Source organism: Arthrobacter sp. SD76, from assembly GCF_049726125.1.
Classification (GTDB): Bacteria; Actinomycetota; Actinomycetes; order Actinomycetales; family Micrococcaceae; genus Arthrobacter; species Arthrobacter nitrophenolicus.
The window spans coordinates 3973720-3991144 of the sequence record NZ_JBNBLR010000001.1 but is presented as its reverse complement, the minus strand read 5'-3'; the positions used below and the strand labels follow the sequence as shown (position 1 = coordinate 3991144).

At 62.2% G+C, this 17425-nt stretch carries 12 protein-coding genes and 4 pseudogenes; 8 read left to right on the top strand and 8 right to left on the bottom strand.

Annotated elements, in window-relative coordinates; genetic code table 11:
- Nucleotides 1–137 precede the first annotated feature (137 nt).
- Nucleotides 138–968, top strand: a pseudogene (locus ACPEE0_RS19345) (DUF6119 family protein); the annotation flags it as partial.
- On the top strand, nt 868–1662 hold the full coding sequence (locus ACPEE0_RS19340; RefSeq protein WP_424575090.1) for a DUF6119 family protein: 795 nt from the start codon (nt 868–870) through the stop codon (nt 1660–1662). The pseudogene ACPEE0_RS19345 and the gene ACPEE0_RS19340, both read left to right, overlap by 101 nt.
- A gap of 108 nt (nt 1663–1770) precedes the next feature.
- Here the strand turns inward: ACPEE0_RS19340 and ACPEE0_RS19335 are convergent.
- Nucleotides 1771–2338: pseudogene (locus ACPEE0_RS19335) on the bottom strand (recombinase family protein).
- An 849-nt stretch (nt 2339–3187) separates the two neighbouring features.
- Between ACPEE0_RS19335 and ACPEE0_RS19330 the strand changes: the two are divergent.
- A complete protein-coding gene (locus ACPEE0_RS19330) occupies nt 3188–3382 on the top strand; it encodes a hypothetical protein (protein ID WP_009359040.1) in 195 nt (64 codons plus the stop codon).
- Nucleotides 3383–3415: 33 nt separating this feature from the next.
- Here ACPEE0_RS19330 and ACPEE0_RS19325 read toward each other — a convergent pair whose 3' ends face one another.
- The 4 genes and pseudogenes from ACPEE0_RS19325 to ACPEE0_RS19310 form a co-directional block, all read right to left on the bottom strand.
- Nucleotides 3416–4933, bottom strand: coding sequence for a recombinase XerD (locus tag ACPEE0_RS19325; RefSeq protein ID WP_424575089.1), 1518 nt, complete (start codon nt 4931–4933; stop codon nt 3416–3418).
- Entirely contained in the window at nt 4923–5261 is a 339-nt protein-coding gene (locus ACPEE0_RS19320; RefSeq protein WP_235047031.1) for a helix-turn-helix domain-containing protein, read from the bottom strand. The genes ACPEE0_RS19325 and ACPEE0_RS19320 overlap by 11 nt, the downstream gene beginning before the upstream one ends.
- Nucleotides 5255–6361 (bottom strand): tyrosine-type recombinase/integrase, encoded by a 1107-nt coding sequence (locus ACPEE0_RS19315; RefSeq protein WP_009359043.1) that lies wholly within the window; start codon nt 6359–6361, stop codon nt 5255–5257. Before ACPEE0_RS19315 ends, ACPEE0_RS19320 begins: the two co-directional genes overlap by 7 nt.
- Before the next feature lie 503 nt (nt 6362–6864).
- Nucleotides 6865–7805 (bottom strand): annotated as a pseudogene (locus tag ACPEE0_RS19310) (LysR family transcriptional regulator).
- Between the two features lie 122 nt (nt 7806–7927).
- On the opposite strand from ACPEE0_RS19310, the gene ACPEE0_RS19305 reads away from it, so the two are divergent.
- The 4 genes from ACPEE0_RS19305 (at nt 7928) to ACPEE0_RS19290 (ending at nt 11377) form a co-directional block, all read left to right on the top strand.
- Nucleotides 7928–8920: a DUF1852 domain-containing protein gene (locus ACPEE0_RS19305; protein ID WP_424575088.1), complete on the top strand. Its 993-nt coding sequence runs from the start codon at nt 7928–7930 to the stop codon at nt 8918–8920.
- A 20-nt stretch (nt 8921–8940) separates the two neighbouring features.
- Nucleotides 8941–9987 (top strand): methionine synthase, encoded by a 1047-nt coding sequence (locus tag ACPEE0_RS19300; RefSeq protein WP_424575087.1) that lies wholly within the window; start codon nt 8941–8943, stop codon nt 9985–9987.
- 2 nt (nt 9988–9989) lie between these two features.
- Nucleotides 9990–10562, top strand: a complete 573-nt coding sequence (locus tag ACPEE0_RS19295; RefSeq protein WP_424575086.1) for a flavin reductase family protein — start codon at nt 9990–9992, stop codon at nt 10560–10562.
- A 134-nt stretch (nt 10563–10696) separates the two neighbouring features.
- Complete coding sequence (locus ACPEE0_RS19290; RefSeq protein ID WP_424575085.1) at nt 10697–11377, top strand: YoaK family protein; 681 nt, start codon at nt 10697–10699, stop codon at nt 11375–11377.
- Between the two features lie 401 nt (nt 11378–11778).
- On the opposite strand, the gene ACPEE0_RS19285 is transcribed toward ACPEE0_RS19290, so the two are convergent.
- The 3 genes from ACPEE0_RS19285 to ACPEE0_RS19275 form a co-directional block, all read right to left on the bottom strand.
- Complete coding sequence (locus ACPEE0_RS19285) at nt 11779–12063, bottom strand: hypothetical protein (protein ID WP_407710317.1); 285 nt, start codon at nt 12061–12063, stop codon at nt 11779–11781.
- Nucleotides 12064–12125: 62 nt separating this feature from the next.
- Entirely contained in the window at nt 12126–14273 is a 2148-nt protein-coding gene (locus ACPEE0_RS19280) for a DUF7594 domain-containing protein (RefSeq protein ID WP_424575084.1), read from the bottom strand.
- 318 nt (nt 14274–14591) lie between these two features.
- A complete protein-coding gene (locus tag ACPEE0_RS19275; RefSeq protein WP_424575083.1) occupies nt 14592–14810 on the bottom strand; it encodes a hypothetical protein in 219 nt (72 codons plus the stop codon).
- 387 nt (nt 14811–15197) lie between these two features.
- Here ACPEE0_RS19275 and ACPEE0_RS19270 point away from each other — a divergent pair.
- Nucleotides 15198–17415 (top strand): annotated as a pseudogene (locus tag ACPEE0_RS19270) (catalase).
- Nucleotides 17416–17425: the final 10 nt, after the last annotated feature.

Sequence of the window (17425 nt, the reverse complement as noted above, 5' to 3'; positions counted from 1 at the left end):
TGAAGAAAGCCGGATGTCCCTGTATCGACTCACGGGGCTCGACTCGTCAGTAGATGCGATCCGAGAAAAATACGTAGAAGGCTTCCACGGTGAGACAGTGCAGGTAGGCGACCGTTCCGCCCTGCTTTTTCTGCGGTAGGACCGACGAAAAGGACGTGGGCTGGGGCCCGACCCTTCACAGCCTGAGCGGCAAGGCGGTCAGCCTGAAAAGTTCTGTTCCTGCAGCAGTACTCCTGATCCCCGACGAGCAGCCCAGCGTCCCGCACAGCAGCCGGGAGGACGCCGCAGTAGAGGCAGCGACCGATGACCGTGTTGTCTGGGCAGTTACGTTTGGCATGGGATTCCAGCTCCTCGATCAGCGATACGTTGATAACGGCTTCGGTCAGCGCATCGCCATACGCTGTGCTGACCAAACCAGGCTGAACTCCGTCACCAAAGTAACTCTCGATGAAAGATCCAAGACCGAACGATCATCAATCCCGTCTGGGGCGTCACTGCGGAGCTTTGGCTTCGAAGACATCGGCGAACTCGCCACGCGTCTCGTGGCCTCCGGCAACGTACAAGGCGTAGGCAACCCCCTGAAGCCGGTCACGATCCGCGGCGCCGATGCCCTCAGCCTGCCGCTGTCCAAGAAGCCCGAGGCCTTTCTCCAAGACCTAGAGAGCATCAAGAAGACACTCAAGCTTCCACCCGTGAGTGACGAGCTGGGCTTCTTGGAGAAACTGACCCTCATTAAGGACAAGGAGTTGATTGCGACCCTCGACGAAGACTTGCTTGACGCCATCATTGCGTCCGACGGTAAGCGGCTCGGCCTTGCATGGCCTCACGAAACCATTGACGAATTCGGCATGCCCCAGGCATACAAGCTTGTCGGCACGTCGGAACGATCCCCCCCGAGACGGACTTCCTACACTCGATGCCCTGCTGGAGCCTGTTCGCAAGGCACCCCCAGCTCGCCGGAAGCATAAGTTCGACAGCCTTGCCGTCATGCTCTTGGAAAACGCGGATGAGCAGCTGGCCAGCGGAAAGCTGCCCGTACGGAAGTGGCTATCGTACGAAACTGACAGGCATGGCCGGAAGTACTTTCTCCATGGTGGACGGTGGTACATCATGGAACGGGACTACGCCGAAACAGTCCGGAAACGGACCGTGGAGATCTTCAACAGGGCTTCGCCGCTGCCAGCGCTCCCAGCGTGGACGACTAAGTCCGGGGACGAGTTGGCCTACAACCAGGAGCTAGCTGAACTTACCGGCGGCCTGTGCCTCGATCGTCAATTGATCCAAGGCGACACGCGCAAGGGAAGGATTGAGGCCTGCGACGTGCTCCTTAAAGATGGAACGTTCATCCACGTTAAGCACGCGGATTCGTCATCACCAGCAAGCCACCTACTCGCCCAAGCGTTGGTGTCCACTGAAGTCCTTACCTACGACAAGACGGCAAGGCAGAGCCTCGCAGCAAAAATTGAACAACAAGGCGCCGATCCGGCCGATTACCAGCTCATGCCCAAGCGGGTGGTAATCGTTATCGCCAAAACTGGAAAACTTCTGGACGCAGACTCCCTCTACACCTTCACTCAGGTCAATCTTGGGCGTCAGGACCGTGCACTCGCTTCACGAAGCGTCGATGTGTTTCTGGTCCCCATCATCAAGGAGGATAGATAGGGAACGCCGTCGGCAACTGACTCTGCGTGGTTTCTCTCGCAGCCGGTAATCAAGGTGTTTACTGCCGGATCGCTCGGGCCAGCGTCGTGGGGCCCGGATTTAGGGTGGCTACTTCGGTCTGGCATGGCGCAGGTACTGGTAGACAGTTTCCCTGCTGATCCCGTACTCGCGGGCCAGGGCGACTTTCGGAACCCCGGTGCCGGCGCGCTCCACCATTTCAGCGGCCCGTTCCGGCGAAAGTGTTTTCTTCCGTCCCGTGTAAGCTCCGCGCTGCTTGGCAAGGGCAATTCCTTCCCGCTGCCGCTCCCTGATCAATGAGCGTTCGAACTCTGCGAATGCACCCATGACGGAGAGCATGAGGTTGGCCAGCGGGGAGTCTTCGCCGGTGAAGACCAGATTCTCTTTCAAGAACTCGACGCGTACTCCTCTGCGAGTGAGGCCCTGCACCAGGGCGCGCAGGTCGTCCAGGTTTTCGGGCGAGCCGGTCCATGCTGTGTACCACGACGGCATCGCCGTCGCGTGCAAACCGCATGAGCTCGGCGAGCTGGGGCCTGGCGGTGTCCCTGCCAGAGGCTTTGTCGGTGAAGACCCGATCCAAAACTTGGTCTTCGAGCTGGCGCTTCTCGTTCTGGTCCAACGAGCTCACGCGGACGTACCCGATGCGTTGACCTGCCATGGCTGCCTCCAACCTTCACGCTCTGGGATTGAGTGTCAGCGCCTTCCCGGACGCACGTCAAGGGCCACCGCAGTCGGCCCGACGCCGAGCGGGGCGGCTCAGCCCCTTGTTTTCTGCAGCGGTCATGGGTCCGGTGCCGCGCCGGCATTCTTCAGCGAATTCTCAGGTTGCAGCTACACACTGAGGTGAAGCTCCGGTCCAGCCGCTATCTGGTCGGAGCTTCGCCATGTGCGGCCCGGGGAGTGGCAGAGCCCCGCGGGTGGACCGTGGTCACCCCTGGTGCGCCTCGGCAACTGCAGTGAGAGGCCTGGGCGCAGAATCCATCAAAGTCAGATATGCGAACACCGGTACGGGTGCTGGTGTCCTATGCGGTCGCGCCGGGGTTGCTTGTCAGAAACTATCCGCGCGGCATTTGCGTTGTCCATCAGCATCCTTCGGAAGCGGGGCAGTGAGTGATGAACTCAAAAAGGCAATGCTAGTTGAACCTTCAACTAAGTTTACTGGCATCCCTGCGGATCTAAGCCGGTCGTATTCTCTCGAGAGTCGGATGAGGAACAGAGCTGGGATAAAAGACCACGTGTGCGATAAGCGGTCAGCCGGTATCGTCTCGGAGTAGCAAGGACGGCTACTAGTGGAAGCGATCGACATGCGTGGAGTAGGGCCCTTTTCGCAACGGCAAAAGCTGATAATGACGATCGGGACGTCTAGCTTGACCGCGCTTGCGTTTATTACGTTTGTCGTGCACCTAGTCACAGGTAGCGGCGAATGGCCGTTTTATGGATTGTGTGTTGTAGCTGGAGTAACCATGGTCGTTTGGGTCCGAAAGGCTCCGACTACTGGTGCTCGAGGATGACCGGTCTCGGTTTGAGCCTGTTCGCGATTGGCGCTGTTGGTTTGTTGGCCAGCGTCGTTTATGCGCTCATCGATAAGCTGAAAACTGGGGTCCTGTTTCGGCGGAAGAAACTTCTACTCCCTGTGGCGTTCGGGTCGGGTGCGCTTGGTCTGGTCGGCATGCTGATCGTTTATTTCTCCCAACAGCCTTGAACGGATGAGGCAGGTGGTTCCCAAGCGGTTGCCTCAGGGTCTGGTTCTGAGGTTGACGTAGCGGGACCAGGCGTCGCCTGCCGCGTCTGCGTGGAGAAAGGCTACTTGGTGGCTGTATCCGAGTGCGTCCGCGACCAGTGGCGGTGGTGAGACTAAGAGGTGTTCGTCGAGGGCCGTGTTTCGTGCGCCCCGAAGGTCGATGCCCAAGCTTCGGAGCCTATCCATGATGCCGTTTGGGTGAAGTGGTTGTCCGGCCCGGGTCCCCGGGAAGAGCCAGGGGCTTTGTGCGTCTGATCCTGTTCTGAGATTGGGACGGCCTGCAAGGTGCTCTCGAAGCAAGTCGGCGAAGGGTTCGGGAATGGGCACTGGGTGCGGGCCGAAGGTGATCCGCATGTTCCCGGTGCTTTCATTGGTTTCGATAGCGTCGGTCCGGAGTTTTGCGACCCGAACGAGCGGCTGGGCATAGAGAAGCAGCAGGATGCCGGCGACTCGGTAGGGCAGGGACTCGCTGGTGCCGGTAAGCAGTTCCCGGAGCCAGGCCACGCGCTGGTCCTGGGTGATCGCGGGGCGGGTTTTGGCTGCGTAGTGGCCCATGTCCACTCGGTGGTTTTTGCCGGTGTTCTTGATGAAGACGATGAAGGTGCGGATGGCTTTTCTTGTCGTGGGACCGGTTGCGAGCCAGGTTTCGATGTCTTGCTGGGTGCAGCTCGCAGCCGTCCGCTGGTGGGTTTCCCAGAGCCAGTCCAGAAACTTTACGGTTTCGGTGATCTCTTGCTTGGCCGAGTGGACCGGGGCTTGGGCGCTCTTCTCCGGTGTTGTGATGGACCGGATGCGCCGGAGGTGATGCCAGGTGGCGAACTGTGCGACGGGTTTGGCGACCTCCTCGGGCAGGTGGCGGACCTTGTCGTCAATCCAAGTTTCGAACCGGGCCAGATACGGGTCTTGGTAGGGGAGGAGTCCATGATGAATGAACAGGGCGCGCAGGTGATTGGCTTCGCGGCTGGCTGACTTAGCCGCGGCATCGAGTCCTTCGTGCGTCAAGGGGGTTTCCCCGCTCGATAGAGAGCCGAGGAGTGCTTGGACTATGAGGGAGCGCTTCCACGTGATGATGCTCTCGGGCCGGTCCGCTTTGCAAAGGGCCTCGACGATTTTGCCGGCGGTGTCCGGGTCGACGGGGTGCATGAGCAGTAGTTCGTTGAGGTCCTCCCGGAGGGCGCAGCGGGCGCATATGCCGCGCCGGTAGAACTCGCCCTCCGTATTGCAACGGGTGCAGTGGAAGTCGTGGATGATGCCGGCGCAGGGCGCGCAGCGGGGCCCTCCGGCAGCCGCGGGAGGGCCTGGCAACAGTCGATGCTGGCCGCAGTCCGGGCAGGTCCCGTGGGTGCGGGTGGCGGTGGTAAAGCATGGGCCGCAGATTTTCCCTTCGGGCCAGGTGGCGCGGGTTTTACCGGCGGCCCGGCCGCAGCGTGCGCAGGTAGCAGTCCCGGTGGTGCGGGGCCGGCCGCGGCTGGTGTTGCGGGGGCTGAGACCTTCGGGTTTGTCAGTGATCATTGTCGATGATGCGTGCGCGCCGTGGTCTGACGGTGCGGTTTAGGTCGACGACGTTGGGGGCGCTGGTGCCGGTTTTGCGTCCGCGGACGTCGGCGGCCGTGACGGTGATGAGGTCCTCGGGTCCGCAGGAGAAGATGTCGCAGATCGCGGCGATGACCTGCAGTGCGACGCGTTCAGGTTTCTGGTTGACGAGCCGGTAGACCTGTGGTCGGGACAAGGTGATCCCGCGCTCGGCCAGCAGTGGGATGAGGTCGGTGGTGTTGTGAAGTCCCCGTGCCGCCATGAGCTCGGAGAGCCGCCACTTGTATTCAACTTCGCGTCTCACCATTGACCTCGCATCTGCACGCCCAGGACTTCATCCAGGGTGCGGTCCAGCGCAGCCCGGAGGGTCGTGTTGCGGAAGTCGTCGCTGACGAACTGGTAGATCCCGGTGGTGGAGGCGTGTTCGTGGCCCATCTGATGTTGCACGAATCTAGGATCCCATCCGTCCTCCAGCAGGTGCGTTGCATAGGAGCGCCGGAGCGAATGCAGGTCCAGGCCATCCATTGGCAGGCCCAGCTCGTCGAGGTAGCGCCGGAGCCGGCGCAGCAGGGTGGATTCACAAATTAGGCCACCGCGTTCGCTGGGGAACAGGTCCAGGGTGTCGAGCGTGCCTCGTCCGTTGGCGAGCCAGTCCTCGAGGACGCCTGCGGTCCAGTCGAAGACCGTCAAGACGCTGCGGGGTTTGTGCGGGGACCCCTTGCGGGATTTGCCGAACCGGACCTTGCAGACGCCTGCCTTGCCGAACCTTCGTGCTTGGGGGTTGGCCGCAAAGTCGATGGTTTGCAGGTGCCGGAGTTCGTTGAACCGCAAGCCGTACGAGTAGGCGACTTTCAGCATGACGGCGTCCCGGTAGGCTGCCTGCCAGCCTTTCTTGCCCGAGGCGGCGATGAGTTCGACCTGGTCGTCGGCGTGATCGAACAGCATCTGCAGTTCCGTCTTGGTGAAGGGCCGCTTGGAGGCGCGTCCTTCGTACTCCTGTGTGTGGGAGGCGGTGTTCCAGTCAAAGAAGACCTGGGACGGGTGTGTGCCGAAGCGCTGTTCGCAGACCTGGTCCCAGCCGTAGTCGGGGTTCGACACGTAGGACGTGAACCGGCGGAGCGTGGACTGGTAACCCCGGATAGTGGAGTGCGTCAGCTGGTGGATTGAGCGGAGGTCACCGAAATACTCCTCGACGTGCTCCGGTGCCCAGTTCCAAGGGAACTCGTTCACATGGTTGACGAACCTGCGGACACTTGCGATTCCCTTGTCGATCGTGTCGAACTGGAGGTTCCTGGAGAGCTGCTGGTTGCGCCACCCGGTCAGCATGTCCTCGAGCGTCTGTTCCTCGGGATGCAGCAGCTGCACCGCGCTCAGCTGCAGCACACGCCCGGACGCGTCGACCGCCATTCTCACCCCGCTTTTCCCTCGAAGTTGTGCTCAAATCCTGAATCAATGATTCATTAAATGCATCATCAGCACAAAACTGCAGGTCAGAGGCTTGTCATGACTGCTTAAAGGTTCAGCCGTGCAGCTGCCGGACAGCACCTGACCAGCTGCACATCAAAGCTTTCGCGTCGAATGTTCCGCGGAATCTCAAGGAAGTTAGAGATCTGCTCGCGCATCCGGGGGATCGGGACGATTGATTCATCTGATGCAATACGCAGAGTACGAGTTTACATAAGGTCCACTATCGGCGTTTCAGAATGCCCGGGGGAGAGCCTATTTTGGCCTAAACCCGAGCGTTCCGCTCGGGCTGGATCGTCACCACCTGGAACAGGCCAGTTTCCTCGCTGGCGTTCGCCCCGGCCATGCCAACGACGGCGACGGGCATGTGCGATACCAGCAGCCCGCCCGGCTGCAACAAACACGTCCGATCACCGAAGGGGTAAAGACCGCCCGCTCAACAGCAGTCAGTCGAGTAGCGCTACGCCAAACTCAGCGACGACGGCCCGCAATTCCCCGAGGTAGCGCTGCGCTTGGTCGGTAAGCGGAATCGCGGCGTGGCCGATCCAGCCGATCTCGATGCGTTCGTCAACGTCGAGCGGGATGGCGACGATCTCCGGGTCCAGCTGCCCGCTGATGATGCCCGTCGAGATCGTGTAGCCGTGGAGCCCGATCATGAGGTTGAAGATCGTCGCACGGTCAGAGACCCGGATCTCCTGCTTACTGGACAGGGTGGAGAGATCTCCTCGGCGAAGTAAAAAGAGTTGTTCGCACCTTGATCGAAGGTTAGCCGCGGCAAGCCGGCGAGATCGGCGAGAGTCGCACGCTCTTTTGAGGCGAGCGGGTTGTTCCGTGAAATGAAAATGTGCGGTTCGGCGAGGAAAAGCGGAGTGAACGCGAGCCCGGATTCCCGGAGCAGCTTGTCGATGATCTTCCGGTTGAAATCGTTCCGGTAGAGGATGCCTATCTCGCTGCGGAGCGTCCGGACATCCTCGATGATGTCCCAGGTGCGGGACTCCCTGAGCGAGAACTCGTATTCGGCGACCTCGGTGGCCTTGACCATCCGGACGAAGGCGTCCACCGCGAACGAGTAGTGCTGCGTTGAGACCCCGAGCAGACGTCGCGTCGGTGGCCTGCCAAGGTATCGCTGCTCGAGGAGAGCGAATTGCTCGACGACCTGCCTCGCATAGCCGAGGAACTCTGCCCCGTCGGCGGTGAGGGTGACCCCGCGGGCTGAGCGAACCAGGAGCGCACGGCCCACCCGGGCCTCAAGGTCCTTCATCGCCGCGGACATTGTCGGCTGCGCTACGTAGAGAAGATCGGCAGCCGCGGAGATCGACCCCTCAGCTGCAACCTCAATGAAGTACCGGAGCTGCTGCAGGGTCAGTCCGCTCGAAGGCTGGGGCATAGGAATATCCTATATGAATGCATAGCATCGCCTAGTTACCCGATACCCCCCTGAAGTCAGCACTATGGATACATCCCCTTCTGAAAGGCCGTCGCCGGCCATCATCAACGGATTGGCAGCGCATGGCAGACGACTTCACCTTCAGCATCAGCACGACCCGCTTCGACGAGGACTACTCCCCGTCGGAAGGCTCCCGGATCACGACGAACTTCGCCAACCTCGCACGGGGCGAGCACCGCCAGGAGAACCTCCGCAACGCCTTGACCATGATCCGGCGCCGCTTCAACGATCTCGCAGACTGGGACAACCCGGACCGAGACCGCTACACGCTCGAGCTTAATATCGTCTCCGCGCAGATTGAGTTCACTGCGGAAGGTACGGATCAGCAGTTCCCCCTGTTCGAGGTTCTCGACATCCAGATCATTGACCTGCTGAACGGGGTCCGCCACCAAGGAATCGTCGGGAACAACTTCTCCTCCTACGTCCGTGACTTCGACTTCAGCGTCGTACTGCCGGCGGCAGCAGGGGACTCAGGCAAGCCCACCGTTCCCGAAGACTTCGGCGACCTTCACGGCAAGCTGTTCCAGCACTTCCTCGACTCCCCGGTAGGCCAGGAACGCTTTCCGCAGCCGCCAGTGGTCTGCATCAGCGTTTCCACGACCAAGACGTACCGGCAAACCGGGAACCGTCACCCGGTCCTCGGTGTCGAGTACAAACAGGACGATTTCTCGCTGACGGACGCGTACTTCGGAAAAATGGGGCTGCAGGTCCGCTACTTCATGCCACGCGGCAGCGTGGCTCCCCTCGCCTTCTATTTCCGCGGCGACCTGCTCAACGACTACTCCAACCTGCAGCTCATCGGCACGATCAGCACCATGGAGACGTTCCAAAAGATTTACCGCCCGGAGGTCTACAACGCGAACTCTGCCGCCGCCGCCGTCTACCAGCCGAGCCTGGGCGAGCAGGATTACTCGCGGACCCAGATCGCTTACGACCGCGTCGAGCGCAGCCAGCTCGCGCTCACGCAGGCGAAGTACACGGAGGAGCACTTCATCACGCCCCACAAGGATCTGTTGGACCAGTGGACCGCCAACTACCCCGCTCTCGTCAACTGACCCACGGAGAATCGCCAATCATGAACACACTTTTGCCCACCACCCTTGTCGGAAGCCTGCCGAAACCATCGTGGCTCGCCCAGCCGGAGACTCTGTGGTCCCCGTGGAAGCTGGAGGGAGATGCGCTGCTCGAGGGCAAGCAGGATGCGCTGCGCATCGCCATCCACGAGCAGAGCCGGCGCGGCATCGACATCGTCAGCGACGGCGAGCAAACCCGCCAGCATTTCGTCACCACCTTCATTGAGCACCTCAGCGGGGTGGACTTTGAACAGCGTAAAACCGTGCGCATCCGCGACCGCTACGACGCGAGCGTACCGACCGTCGTCGGACCGGTGGGCCGCGAGCGGCCGGTATTCGTCGAAGACGCAAAGTTCCTCCGCGCAACCACCGACAAGCCAATCAAATGGACTCTTCCCGGCCCGATGACCATGGTGGACACACTCTACGATGACCACTACAAGAGCCGCGAGAAGCTGGCCTGGGAGTTTGCCGCGATCCTGAACCAGGAAGCGAAGGAACTGGAGGCCGCCGGCGTGGACATCATCCAGTTCGACGAGCCCGCATTCAATGTCTTCCTCGATGAGGTCAAGGACTGGGGCGTGGCCGCGCTTGAGAGAGCGGCAGAAGGACTGCGTGCGGAGACCGCCGTGCATATCTGCTACGGCTACGGGATCAAGGCGAATACTGACTGGAAGGCGACGCTCGGCTCACAGTGGCGGCAGTACGAGGAAACGTTCCCGCTGCTGCAGAGCTCCAGCATCGACATCATCTCGCTGGAATCCCAGAACTCGCACGTGCCCATGGACCTCATCGAGCTCCTTCGCGGCAAGAAAGTCATGCTCGGGGCAATCGACGTCGCAAGCGAGACCGTCGAAACCCCGGAGGAGGTCGCCAACACCCTCCGCAAGGCACTGCAGTTCGTCGATGCGGACAAGCTCATCCCCAGCTCGAACTGCGGCATGGCACCGTTCCCGCGGGACGTCGCACTGGCCAAGCTGAGTGCCCTCAGTGCGGGGACAAGCATCGTTCGCGAGGAACTCGCCCGCTCCGTCCCCAGGGTGTCATAACGGTGTTTCACGCCTACCCCACAGACACCTGGCTCGAGGCTCCGCGGCAAAGCTTCCCGTCCTCCCTCTCGGCCGATGAATTCAAAGCACTGTTCCGTGGGCACCCGGGAGGTGTCGCCGTCGTCACGGCCGATGCCGGCGAAGGGCCTGTGGCGCTGACGGTATCGTCGGTCGTGTCGGTGAGCGCGGACCCTCCGTTGCTGATCTTCTCGGTCTCGGCACTGTCTTCTGCGTCCGAGGTGCTGTCGCGCGCCGAAACCGTCGTCGTGCACCTGCTGGACGCGCACGACGTCGGCTTGGCGAAGTTTGGAGCGACCCCCGGCGCCGACCGCTTCGACCAGACGCACCGCTGGTCGGCCCTTGCAACCGGCGAAGCGGTGTATGACGATGTCCGCGCCTGGGTGCGCTGCGCCGTCATCGATCGCATGGAGGTGGGGACCTCCACAATCATCGCCGTTCACGCCCTCGAGTCCCGCGTGATGCGTGACGTCCAAGCGGGCGAACCCGGCGACGCTCTGGTTTACCACAACCGTTCATGGCACCGTCTGGGCGAGCACTCCAAGCTTGAAGGCTGAGCGCCGCGCTAACAATGCTGGGCAGCAAGGCGAACGGCCCATGACGGCGGGAGCATAAGCCCCGCCGTCGTTTTAGCGACGGTCACACCTCCCGCCAAGCTGCAGCCCTTCAGAACCATTCAGGAGATTCAAAAATGACCACATCCCTACATACCCCATCTGCCGCACCCGGTGCCGGACTTGGTAATCAAGCAGACGAAGCACAGGTCCTGGCCGAGAAGCGCTGGAATGTGCAGTTGCTTGGGCTCCTAATGGTCCTGACTTTTGGGACTGGGATCGTCGATGCAGTTGGTTATCTCGCCCTTGACCACGTCTTCATCGGAAACATGACGGGGAACGTGGTGATACTGGGCATGGCCATGGCGGGAGCAGATGGCCTTCCAGTGCTAGGTCCTCTGACAGCGATGGTGTGTTTCTCAATCGGCGCCGCGGTGACCGGGCTGGTACTGAGAAAACGATCTGCGGAATGGCGCCTGCCAATCACGGTGCTGCTGCTTGTCGCAGGGCTCCTTCTTTGCTCCCTCGGGGCCCTAGCCTCCCTGGTCGAAAATAACCTCACCACCGACGTCCGAGTCATCATCTCTTCATTGGCGGCAGCTGCAATGGGCATTCAGGCATGTGTGGCCCGAAAGCTCGCGGTCAGGGAAATGACAACCGTGGTCGTGACCTCCACCTTAACCGCGTTGTCGGGTGAGCTTTTCCTCGTAAGGGGGCACAAGGGATTGCTGAACCGGAGAAGTGCTGCGATTGTTGTGCTTCTTCTTGGGCGGCTCTTGGCGCGCTGCTTGCCGGCGCCGGAGCCGGCCCTGCTTTGATCGTTTCCGGAGCCCTGATAGTTGTTGTGGCATTGCTGGGGCAATGGGGAGCCCGGACTCATCGTTCCTGCCTATCTACCTGAGCCGAGGCGCCGAAGACTCTCAGTCCAACTCCATGGGGGAGCAGTTTAGAAGGGTGCGCCCTTTCTAGTGCCCGCATATGGTGCGGACAGCTGAGACGGCAGCTGTTCCGCACTGCCCCGAAGAAGTGCCGCGTCGGACACCGCTGCTTGGCCTTTGTGTCCTGAAGGACGCACCGCTTGGGAAGCGGTCGGCCAAGGGCTGAGCCGCATGGCCAGCTATCCGGGTCGGCTCCCCTGTTTCAGTCATCGATGCGGAGGGAACTCTCGGGAGTGGTACTAGCTATCGCGGGAAGTCAGCTATCTGGTCATCTTTTGGCGTCAGCTGTTCAGCTCGTACCACTTGCGGTTCTGCACTGCGTTGGTTCCGTCCACGTGCAGGCATCCACCGCTGCACACTGATCTGTCCACGCAGAACCCTGTGCCGTCCTCTTGGGTGGCGTAGCACAGGGATGGTGCGACTGTGCCGTTGGCTGATGGGTCTTCGTTCGTGGGTGGTTCGGTGTTCTGTGCCGGGGCTTTGTCCGCGCCGCCGACTGCTGATGCGATGGTGCCTGCTGCGACTACTGCTGTTACTGCTGCTGTTGCAGCTTTCCTGATGCCCATGGTGGTGCTTCCCTTTCCGGCAGATGGTGGGCCCCATGATTGGGGGCCACCCTTTCTCTTGCTTATGGTGCGGGGCGTGATCCGCTGTCGGTTTGCATGGCGCCGTGAACAGGCTTGAACTCCCATGAGTAGGAACCGTCAGCCTTCAAGCTCATCCGCAGATGCCCCCACGTGTCGCTGAACCGTTTCTGCATGTAGCTTGGCGAGCTCGTGAACGCACGCAGGCTGATGCCGCCCGTGGACACCTGGAACTGCTGCATCCCGTCAGTGGTGCAAACGTCACTCTTGTTCACCGGGCAGGTCCGCTCATAGTTGTGCTGCGAACCCGACAGCAGCACCCGCACCCGGTGCTTGTCGAACACGTCAATCCATGGCTTGCCCTGAGTGAAGCGGCTGTGGCTGGACGTGTTGGACGTGAAGTACGGGTCATGGTAGACAACCGCCAGGTGCTTGCCCGCGGCTTTGGCCCGCCCGAGGTCCGCGTCGAACTCTGCGGTCATTTGGCTTGCACGCGTGGAGTTGTAACGCCATACCGCCGTGGGAGCAAACAGGATGTGCCAGTTGCCCTTATCAATCGCGTACCATTCCAGTGCGTCCTGGAACCTGCCCAGCGTGGTGCTGGTAGCAGACTTGGACGTGCTCACACACTGCCCGTCCATGTAGCGGTCCAGGTCGTCGTTCCGGCCAGGCTCCACGTCATGGTTCGGCCCAGGCGTCCAGTAGGTCTTGGACTTGATCGCCCCCCAGTTGCGTTCATAGTTCGCGTAGGAATCGTTGCCCGGACCGCAGGTACCGACGCTGTACTGGAAATCACCGACGCCGATGAAGTTATCCAGCGCTCCACTGTCCAGCGCGCCTCGGATGCTGGCCGCGTTCTTCCCGGACGCCGAATTCGGGTCCGTCACGCCGGACGGGTTCATATCACCCGTAGCGGCGAAGTCGAACGTATCTCCGCTGGCCGGCGGCATGATAGGCGCGGGTGTGGGTGTAGGCGAGGGTGTTGGTGACGGCGCGGCCACGTTGTAGACGCGCACCCAGTCCACCCGCATTTCCCCGGCCCCGTCAGCCGTGCTGTCCGGGAACCAGTCCAGCTGCAGCGTTTGGTGCATGGGGCCGGGAGGTTGATGTGCCGGGTCCCTGTCCTCGAACCACTTCACGCCGTCCACGTAACCAACGATGCCCTTGTCGGTCCACTCGACCGCGTAGTTGTGGAACTGGGACACATCGAGGGCCTTCTGCGCCGATGTTTGTTTGTTCTCGCAGGAGTAGTGGTGGAAGAACTTGATGACGTTCCAAGCGCCATCAGTTTCGGCGTAGTCAATTTCGCCGTCGCACGGCCAGTTCTCACTGTCCGGCCAAAGGATGGACACCATGTGATATTCGTTGTCACCGGATCCTGCTGCCCGGACTTCCCACCGCCCATACTTGCGTTTGTCGAACTTGGCGCCCATGCCGGCGGTGGTGCCGTTAGGCGTGCCGTTGATCACGAGTTTGGAGCCGTCAACGATGGCCTGCTGAGGTGAGCGGATGCCGTTGCCCGCGTGGCCGGCGCTGTTGTAGACGGTCCACTTGGCCGGGTCAGGTGCCCCGGTGTAGTTGAATTCGTCCCCAGCCACTGGGGTACCCCAGTTGAAAGTAGCGGCGGCGGTGGTGCCGTCACCCGGCGGCTGCGTTGGCGTTGTGGTGACAGCTTCCGTAGTGACTACCAGGCGCGGGCGCCGAGCCGGATCCGCGGACTCGTCAGATTTGAAGCCCACCCACTTTTGCCCGTTCGTTTCGAGCTTCAGATTGTTCTCGCCGGCCGTCACACCCTTGGTCACGTCCCACTCCACCCAAGCGCCTGCGGCAAAGCCGCCGGTCTTCCCGAGCCAAGTTCCCCGTGCAGGTGCGTTGTTCCACGTCACGCCGGTTTCAGTCCAGCCGCCCGCCGTGGTGTAAACGTCCACGTACTCACTCGCGGTTGTGGACGCTTCCGAGTAGGCCCTCAGCTTGGCCGACGTGATCTTTTCGCCAGCCGGGACCGTGACGTTGAAGCGCAGCAGGCCATGACGCCAGATGTTCGTCCGGCCTTCCGTCGACCAACGGACGCTGGACCCGAAGTTCTCCGTTGGCCGGTCCGCCTGCACGTACGTGTCGGCGGCGGCCAGGACAGTAACCGGACCCGCCGCGCTCACGGTCCCGCCGCCCACGACGGCAAGTGTAATAAGCATGGCTAACGTTGCTAGGGCGGCAGCGGTCCTCCGCAGGGTGGTTCTCATGGCAGTGCCCTCCATGGTGTTAGGGGTTTTGGCTATGCCTTGCCCCACCCTGCCGTCGCAGGACCGGTGTTGGCCGACGTATGAGTGGCCGGTAGCCAAATCATAGATGAACGTGTGACTTGTGTGACAGACGTTGAATTTGGGGCGGAAGTATGGGTCAGCCAATTGCGGGACCCCTTCAATGCAGCACCCTTGACCATCCTGAATAACATCGAGCTAGCCCCGCCCAGCTCTCAGCAACGGAAAGACGGTCGTGGAAGAACCGGAAGGTTAGAGGCCGAACCGCTCCTGCGCAGTCCGGGCGGACGTGCCGAGGGCGGCGCCGATTGCCTCCCAGGAGTCTCCGTTTGCGCGGGCAGCCCGGACTGCGGCTTTCAGTTCGGCCTCGGCCTTCGCGGCAGCCGTGCGGGCAGCGGTGATCCGGCGGAAATCTGCGGCAGTCCTGTCGGTGTGAGGTGCCGGGCTGAGGCGAAGGAGTGTGCCATCCACCCGGAGCGGCGCGACCAGTTGCTCGATGTGCAGGACGTAGCCTTCTTCGGGCCGGCGCTGTATGCAGGCAGTGAGGACGGGGGATCCCGGTGGGGTCGCAGAGGCATTGGGCGGCGCTCCAGTACAGATACCAGTACAAGCCGCCACGGGTTGAAGCGCACGAGTACCCAGTACTTGTTCCTTCCCGATCTGGGCACGGCCCGGGACCCGATCGACAAGGGAGCAGCTCCTGGGGCGCACCTACGCGGGTATCCGGGCCAGCACTGACGGCCGCTGCAGGGTTGGGGATTTGTGGCAGAAAGCATCGTTGCCTAGGGTACTAAGCACGCTTAGTATCTTGGTTTCGACAGCGGACTGCCAGATTTCCCATCCTGAGGAGAAGAATTCGTGCCAGAAGAGAGCAACATCTACATCCCCGGCGTCCCCGCCAGCGAGCCTGCCAGCCTGGAGGAACCGACAACCCCGCGGGAGCCGCTGCCGCCAAAGCCGGACCAGCGAGGACCTGAAGCCGTCTCACCCACTGGGAGCCCGACTGGGGCGCCGGCCACGGCGCGGGCCCAGTCCGGCCAGTACCTGACTACCGCCCAGGGGCTGCGCGTTCGCGACACCGACCACTCCCTGAAGGCCGGTTCGCGCGGTCCGATCCTGTTGCAGGACCACCACCTGCGGGAGAAGATCACGCACTTTGACCACGAACGCATTCCCGAGCGGGTGGTGCACGCCCGTGGCGCCGGGGCCCACGGTGTCTTCCGTTCCTACGGCACTGCTGCAAACATCACCCGTGCTGGCTTCCTGGCCAAGGACGTGGAGACTCCGGTTTTCGTCCGCTTTTCCACCGTATTGGGTTCCCGTGGCTCTGCTGATACGGTCCGGGACACCCGGGGCTTTTCCACCAAGTTCTACACGGACGAGGGCACCTACGATCTGGTGGGCAACAACATCCCCGTCTTCTTCATCCAGGACGGCATCAAGTTCCCGGACATCGTCCACGCCGCGAAGCCGCACCCGGACCGGGAAATTCCCCAGGCGCAGAGTGCCCATGACACGTTCTGGGATTTCGTCTCCCTGCACACCGAGGCCCAGGCGCACACGATGTGGAACATGTCCGACAGGGGAATCCCGCGTTCCTACCGGACCATGGAGGGCTTCGGCGTCCACACGTTCCGGTTCGTCAACGCCGAGGGCCGCACCACCCTAGTGAAGTTCCACTGGAAGCCGAAGCAGGGCGTCCACTCGCTGGTGTGGGAAGAAGCGCAGATCATCAACGGCATGGATCCGGACTTCCACCGCCGGGACCTCGCGGACGCCATCGAAGCAGGCGCCTACCCTGAGTGGGAGCTCGGAGTCCAGACGTTTCCGGACACCGAGGACCAGATGTTCGAAGGCATCGACCTGCTGGACCCCACCAAGTTCGTTCCCGAAGAACTGGCCCCGGTCCAGCCCATCGGCGTCATGACCCTGAACGCCAATCCCACCAACTTCTTCGCCGAAACGGAGCAGGTGGCGTTCCACCCGGGCCACCTCGTCCCCGGAATCGACGTCACCAATGACCCCCTGCTCCAGGTGCGCCTCTTCTCATACCTCGACACCCAGATCTCCCGGCTGGGCGGGCCCAACTTCGGCCAGATTCCCATCAACCGTCCGCAGGCCCCGGTGAATGACATGCTGCGGGACGGCATGCACCAGCAGGCGGTCCACGGTGGGGCGGCTCCTGACCATCCCAACTCGCTCGACGGCGGCTGCCCGTTCCTCGCCGGGCAGGATCTTGGCGCATTCATCGACGTGCCGGAGGAAGTGGCTGCCTCCATCAAGGAGCGGAAGAACCCGGCGTCCTTCGATGACCACTACAGCCAGGTGGGCCTCTTCTACCGCAGCCTGAGCCCGGTGGAGCAGGACCACGTGATCCAGGCCTACACCTTCGAGCTGGGCAAGTGCTACGAGAAGTCCATCCGCGAACGGCAGCTTGCAGCCTTGGCCAACGTGGACGCCGGACTGTGCGCAGCGGTAGCCAAGGGCCTGGGCCTCCCCGCCCCGCAGGCAACAGAGCAGGTCCCGGAGTCCGACCCCAGCCCCGCTTTGTCGCAGGTGGGCAAAACGCCGGCCCGTTGCCGGCCGCATTGTCGGGATCCTCGCCGATGAGAACAGCGACCTTGCTGCCGTGAACGCAGCACGAAAGGCGCTGGACGCCGAGGGGATCGTCCCCCTGGTCATCGCCCCGCAGGGCGGCTTCCTTGGGTCAGAGGACGACGGCGGGGTCCCCGTGCAGCGGACGTACCTCACCGCCCGCTCCACGGAGTTCGACGCCGTCATCGTTGCGGCTTCTGCCGCCCCGGCGCCCGACGCCGAACCAGGACTGGACGCCAAGGCCGGCACCCCCGGGAGTGCACTGGATCCCCGGGCTGTCCTGCTGCTGACTGAAGCATTCCGTCATGCCAAGGCCATTGGCTCCTTGGACGCCAGCACGGATGTCCTGACGGCGGCAGGCATACCCGGGGATGCCCCAGGAATAGCTGCCGGGGAGAACGCTGAAGCCTTGGTCGCGGAAATGACCCGGCTCTTGGCGGCCCACCGCGTCTGGGAACGGTTCCCGGTGACGTCCGCCTAGGCACTCCAGG

Bases quoted from the DNA above. Each gene is read 5' to 3' on its own strand.
- ACPEE0_RS19330 (WP_009359040.1), top strand. From the start codon at position 3,188: ATGACCGGTCTCGGTTTGAGCCTGTTCGCGATTGGCGCTGTTGGTTTG.
- ACPEE0_RS19325 (WP_424575089.1), bottom strand. From the start codon at position 4,933: ATGATCACTGACAAACCCGAAGGTCTCAGCCCCCGCAACACCAGCCGC.
- ACPEE0_RS19320 (WP_235047031.1), bottom strand. From the start codon at position 5,261: ATGGTGAGACGCGAAGTTGAATACAAGTGGCGGCTCTCCGAGCTCATG.
- ACPEE0_RS19315 (WP_009359043.1), bottom strand. From the start codon at position 6,361: ATGGCGGTCGACGCGTCCGGGCGTGTGCTGCAGCTGAGCGCGGTGCAG.
- ACPEE0_RS19305 (WP_424575088.1), top strand. From the start codon at position 7,928: ATGGCAGACGACTTCACCTTCAGCATCAGCACGACCCGCTTCGACGAG.
- ACPEE0_RS19300 (WP_424575087.1), top strand. From the start codon at position 8,941: ATGAACACACTTTTGCCCACCACCCTTGTCGGAAGCCTGCCGAAACCA.
- ACPEE0_RS19290 (WP_424575085.1), top strand. From the start codon at position 10,697: ATGACCACATCCCTACATACCCCATCTGCCGCACCCGGTGCCGGACTT.
- ACPEE0_RS19285 (WP_407710317.1), bottom strand. From the start codon at position 12,063: ATGGGCATCAGGAAAGCTGCAACAGCAGCAGTAACAGCAGTAGTCGCA.
- ACPEE0_RS19280 (WP_424575084.1), bottom strand. From the start codon at position 14,273: ATGCTTATTACACTTGCCGTCGTGGGCGGCGGGACCGTGAGCGCGGCG.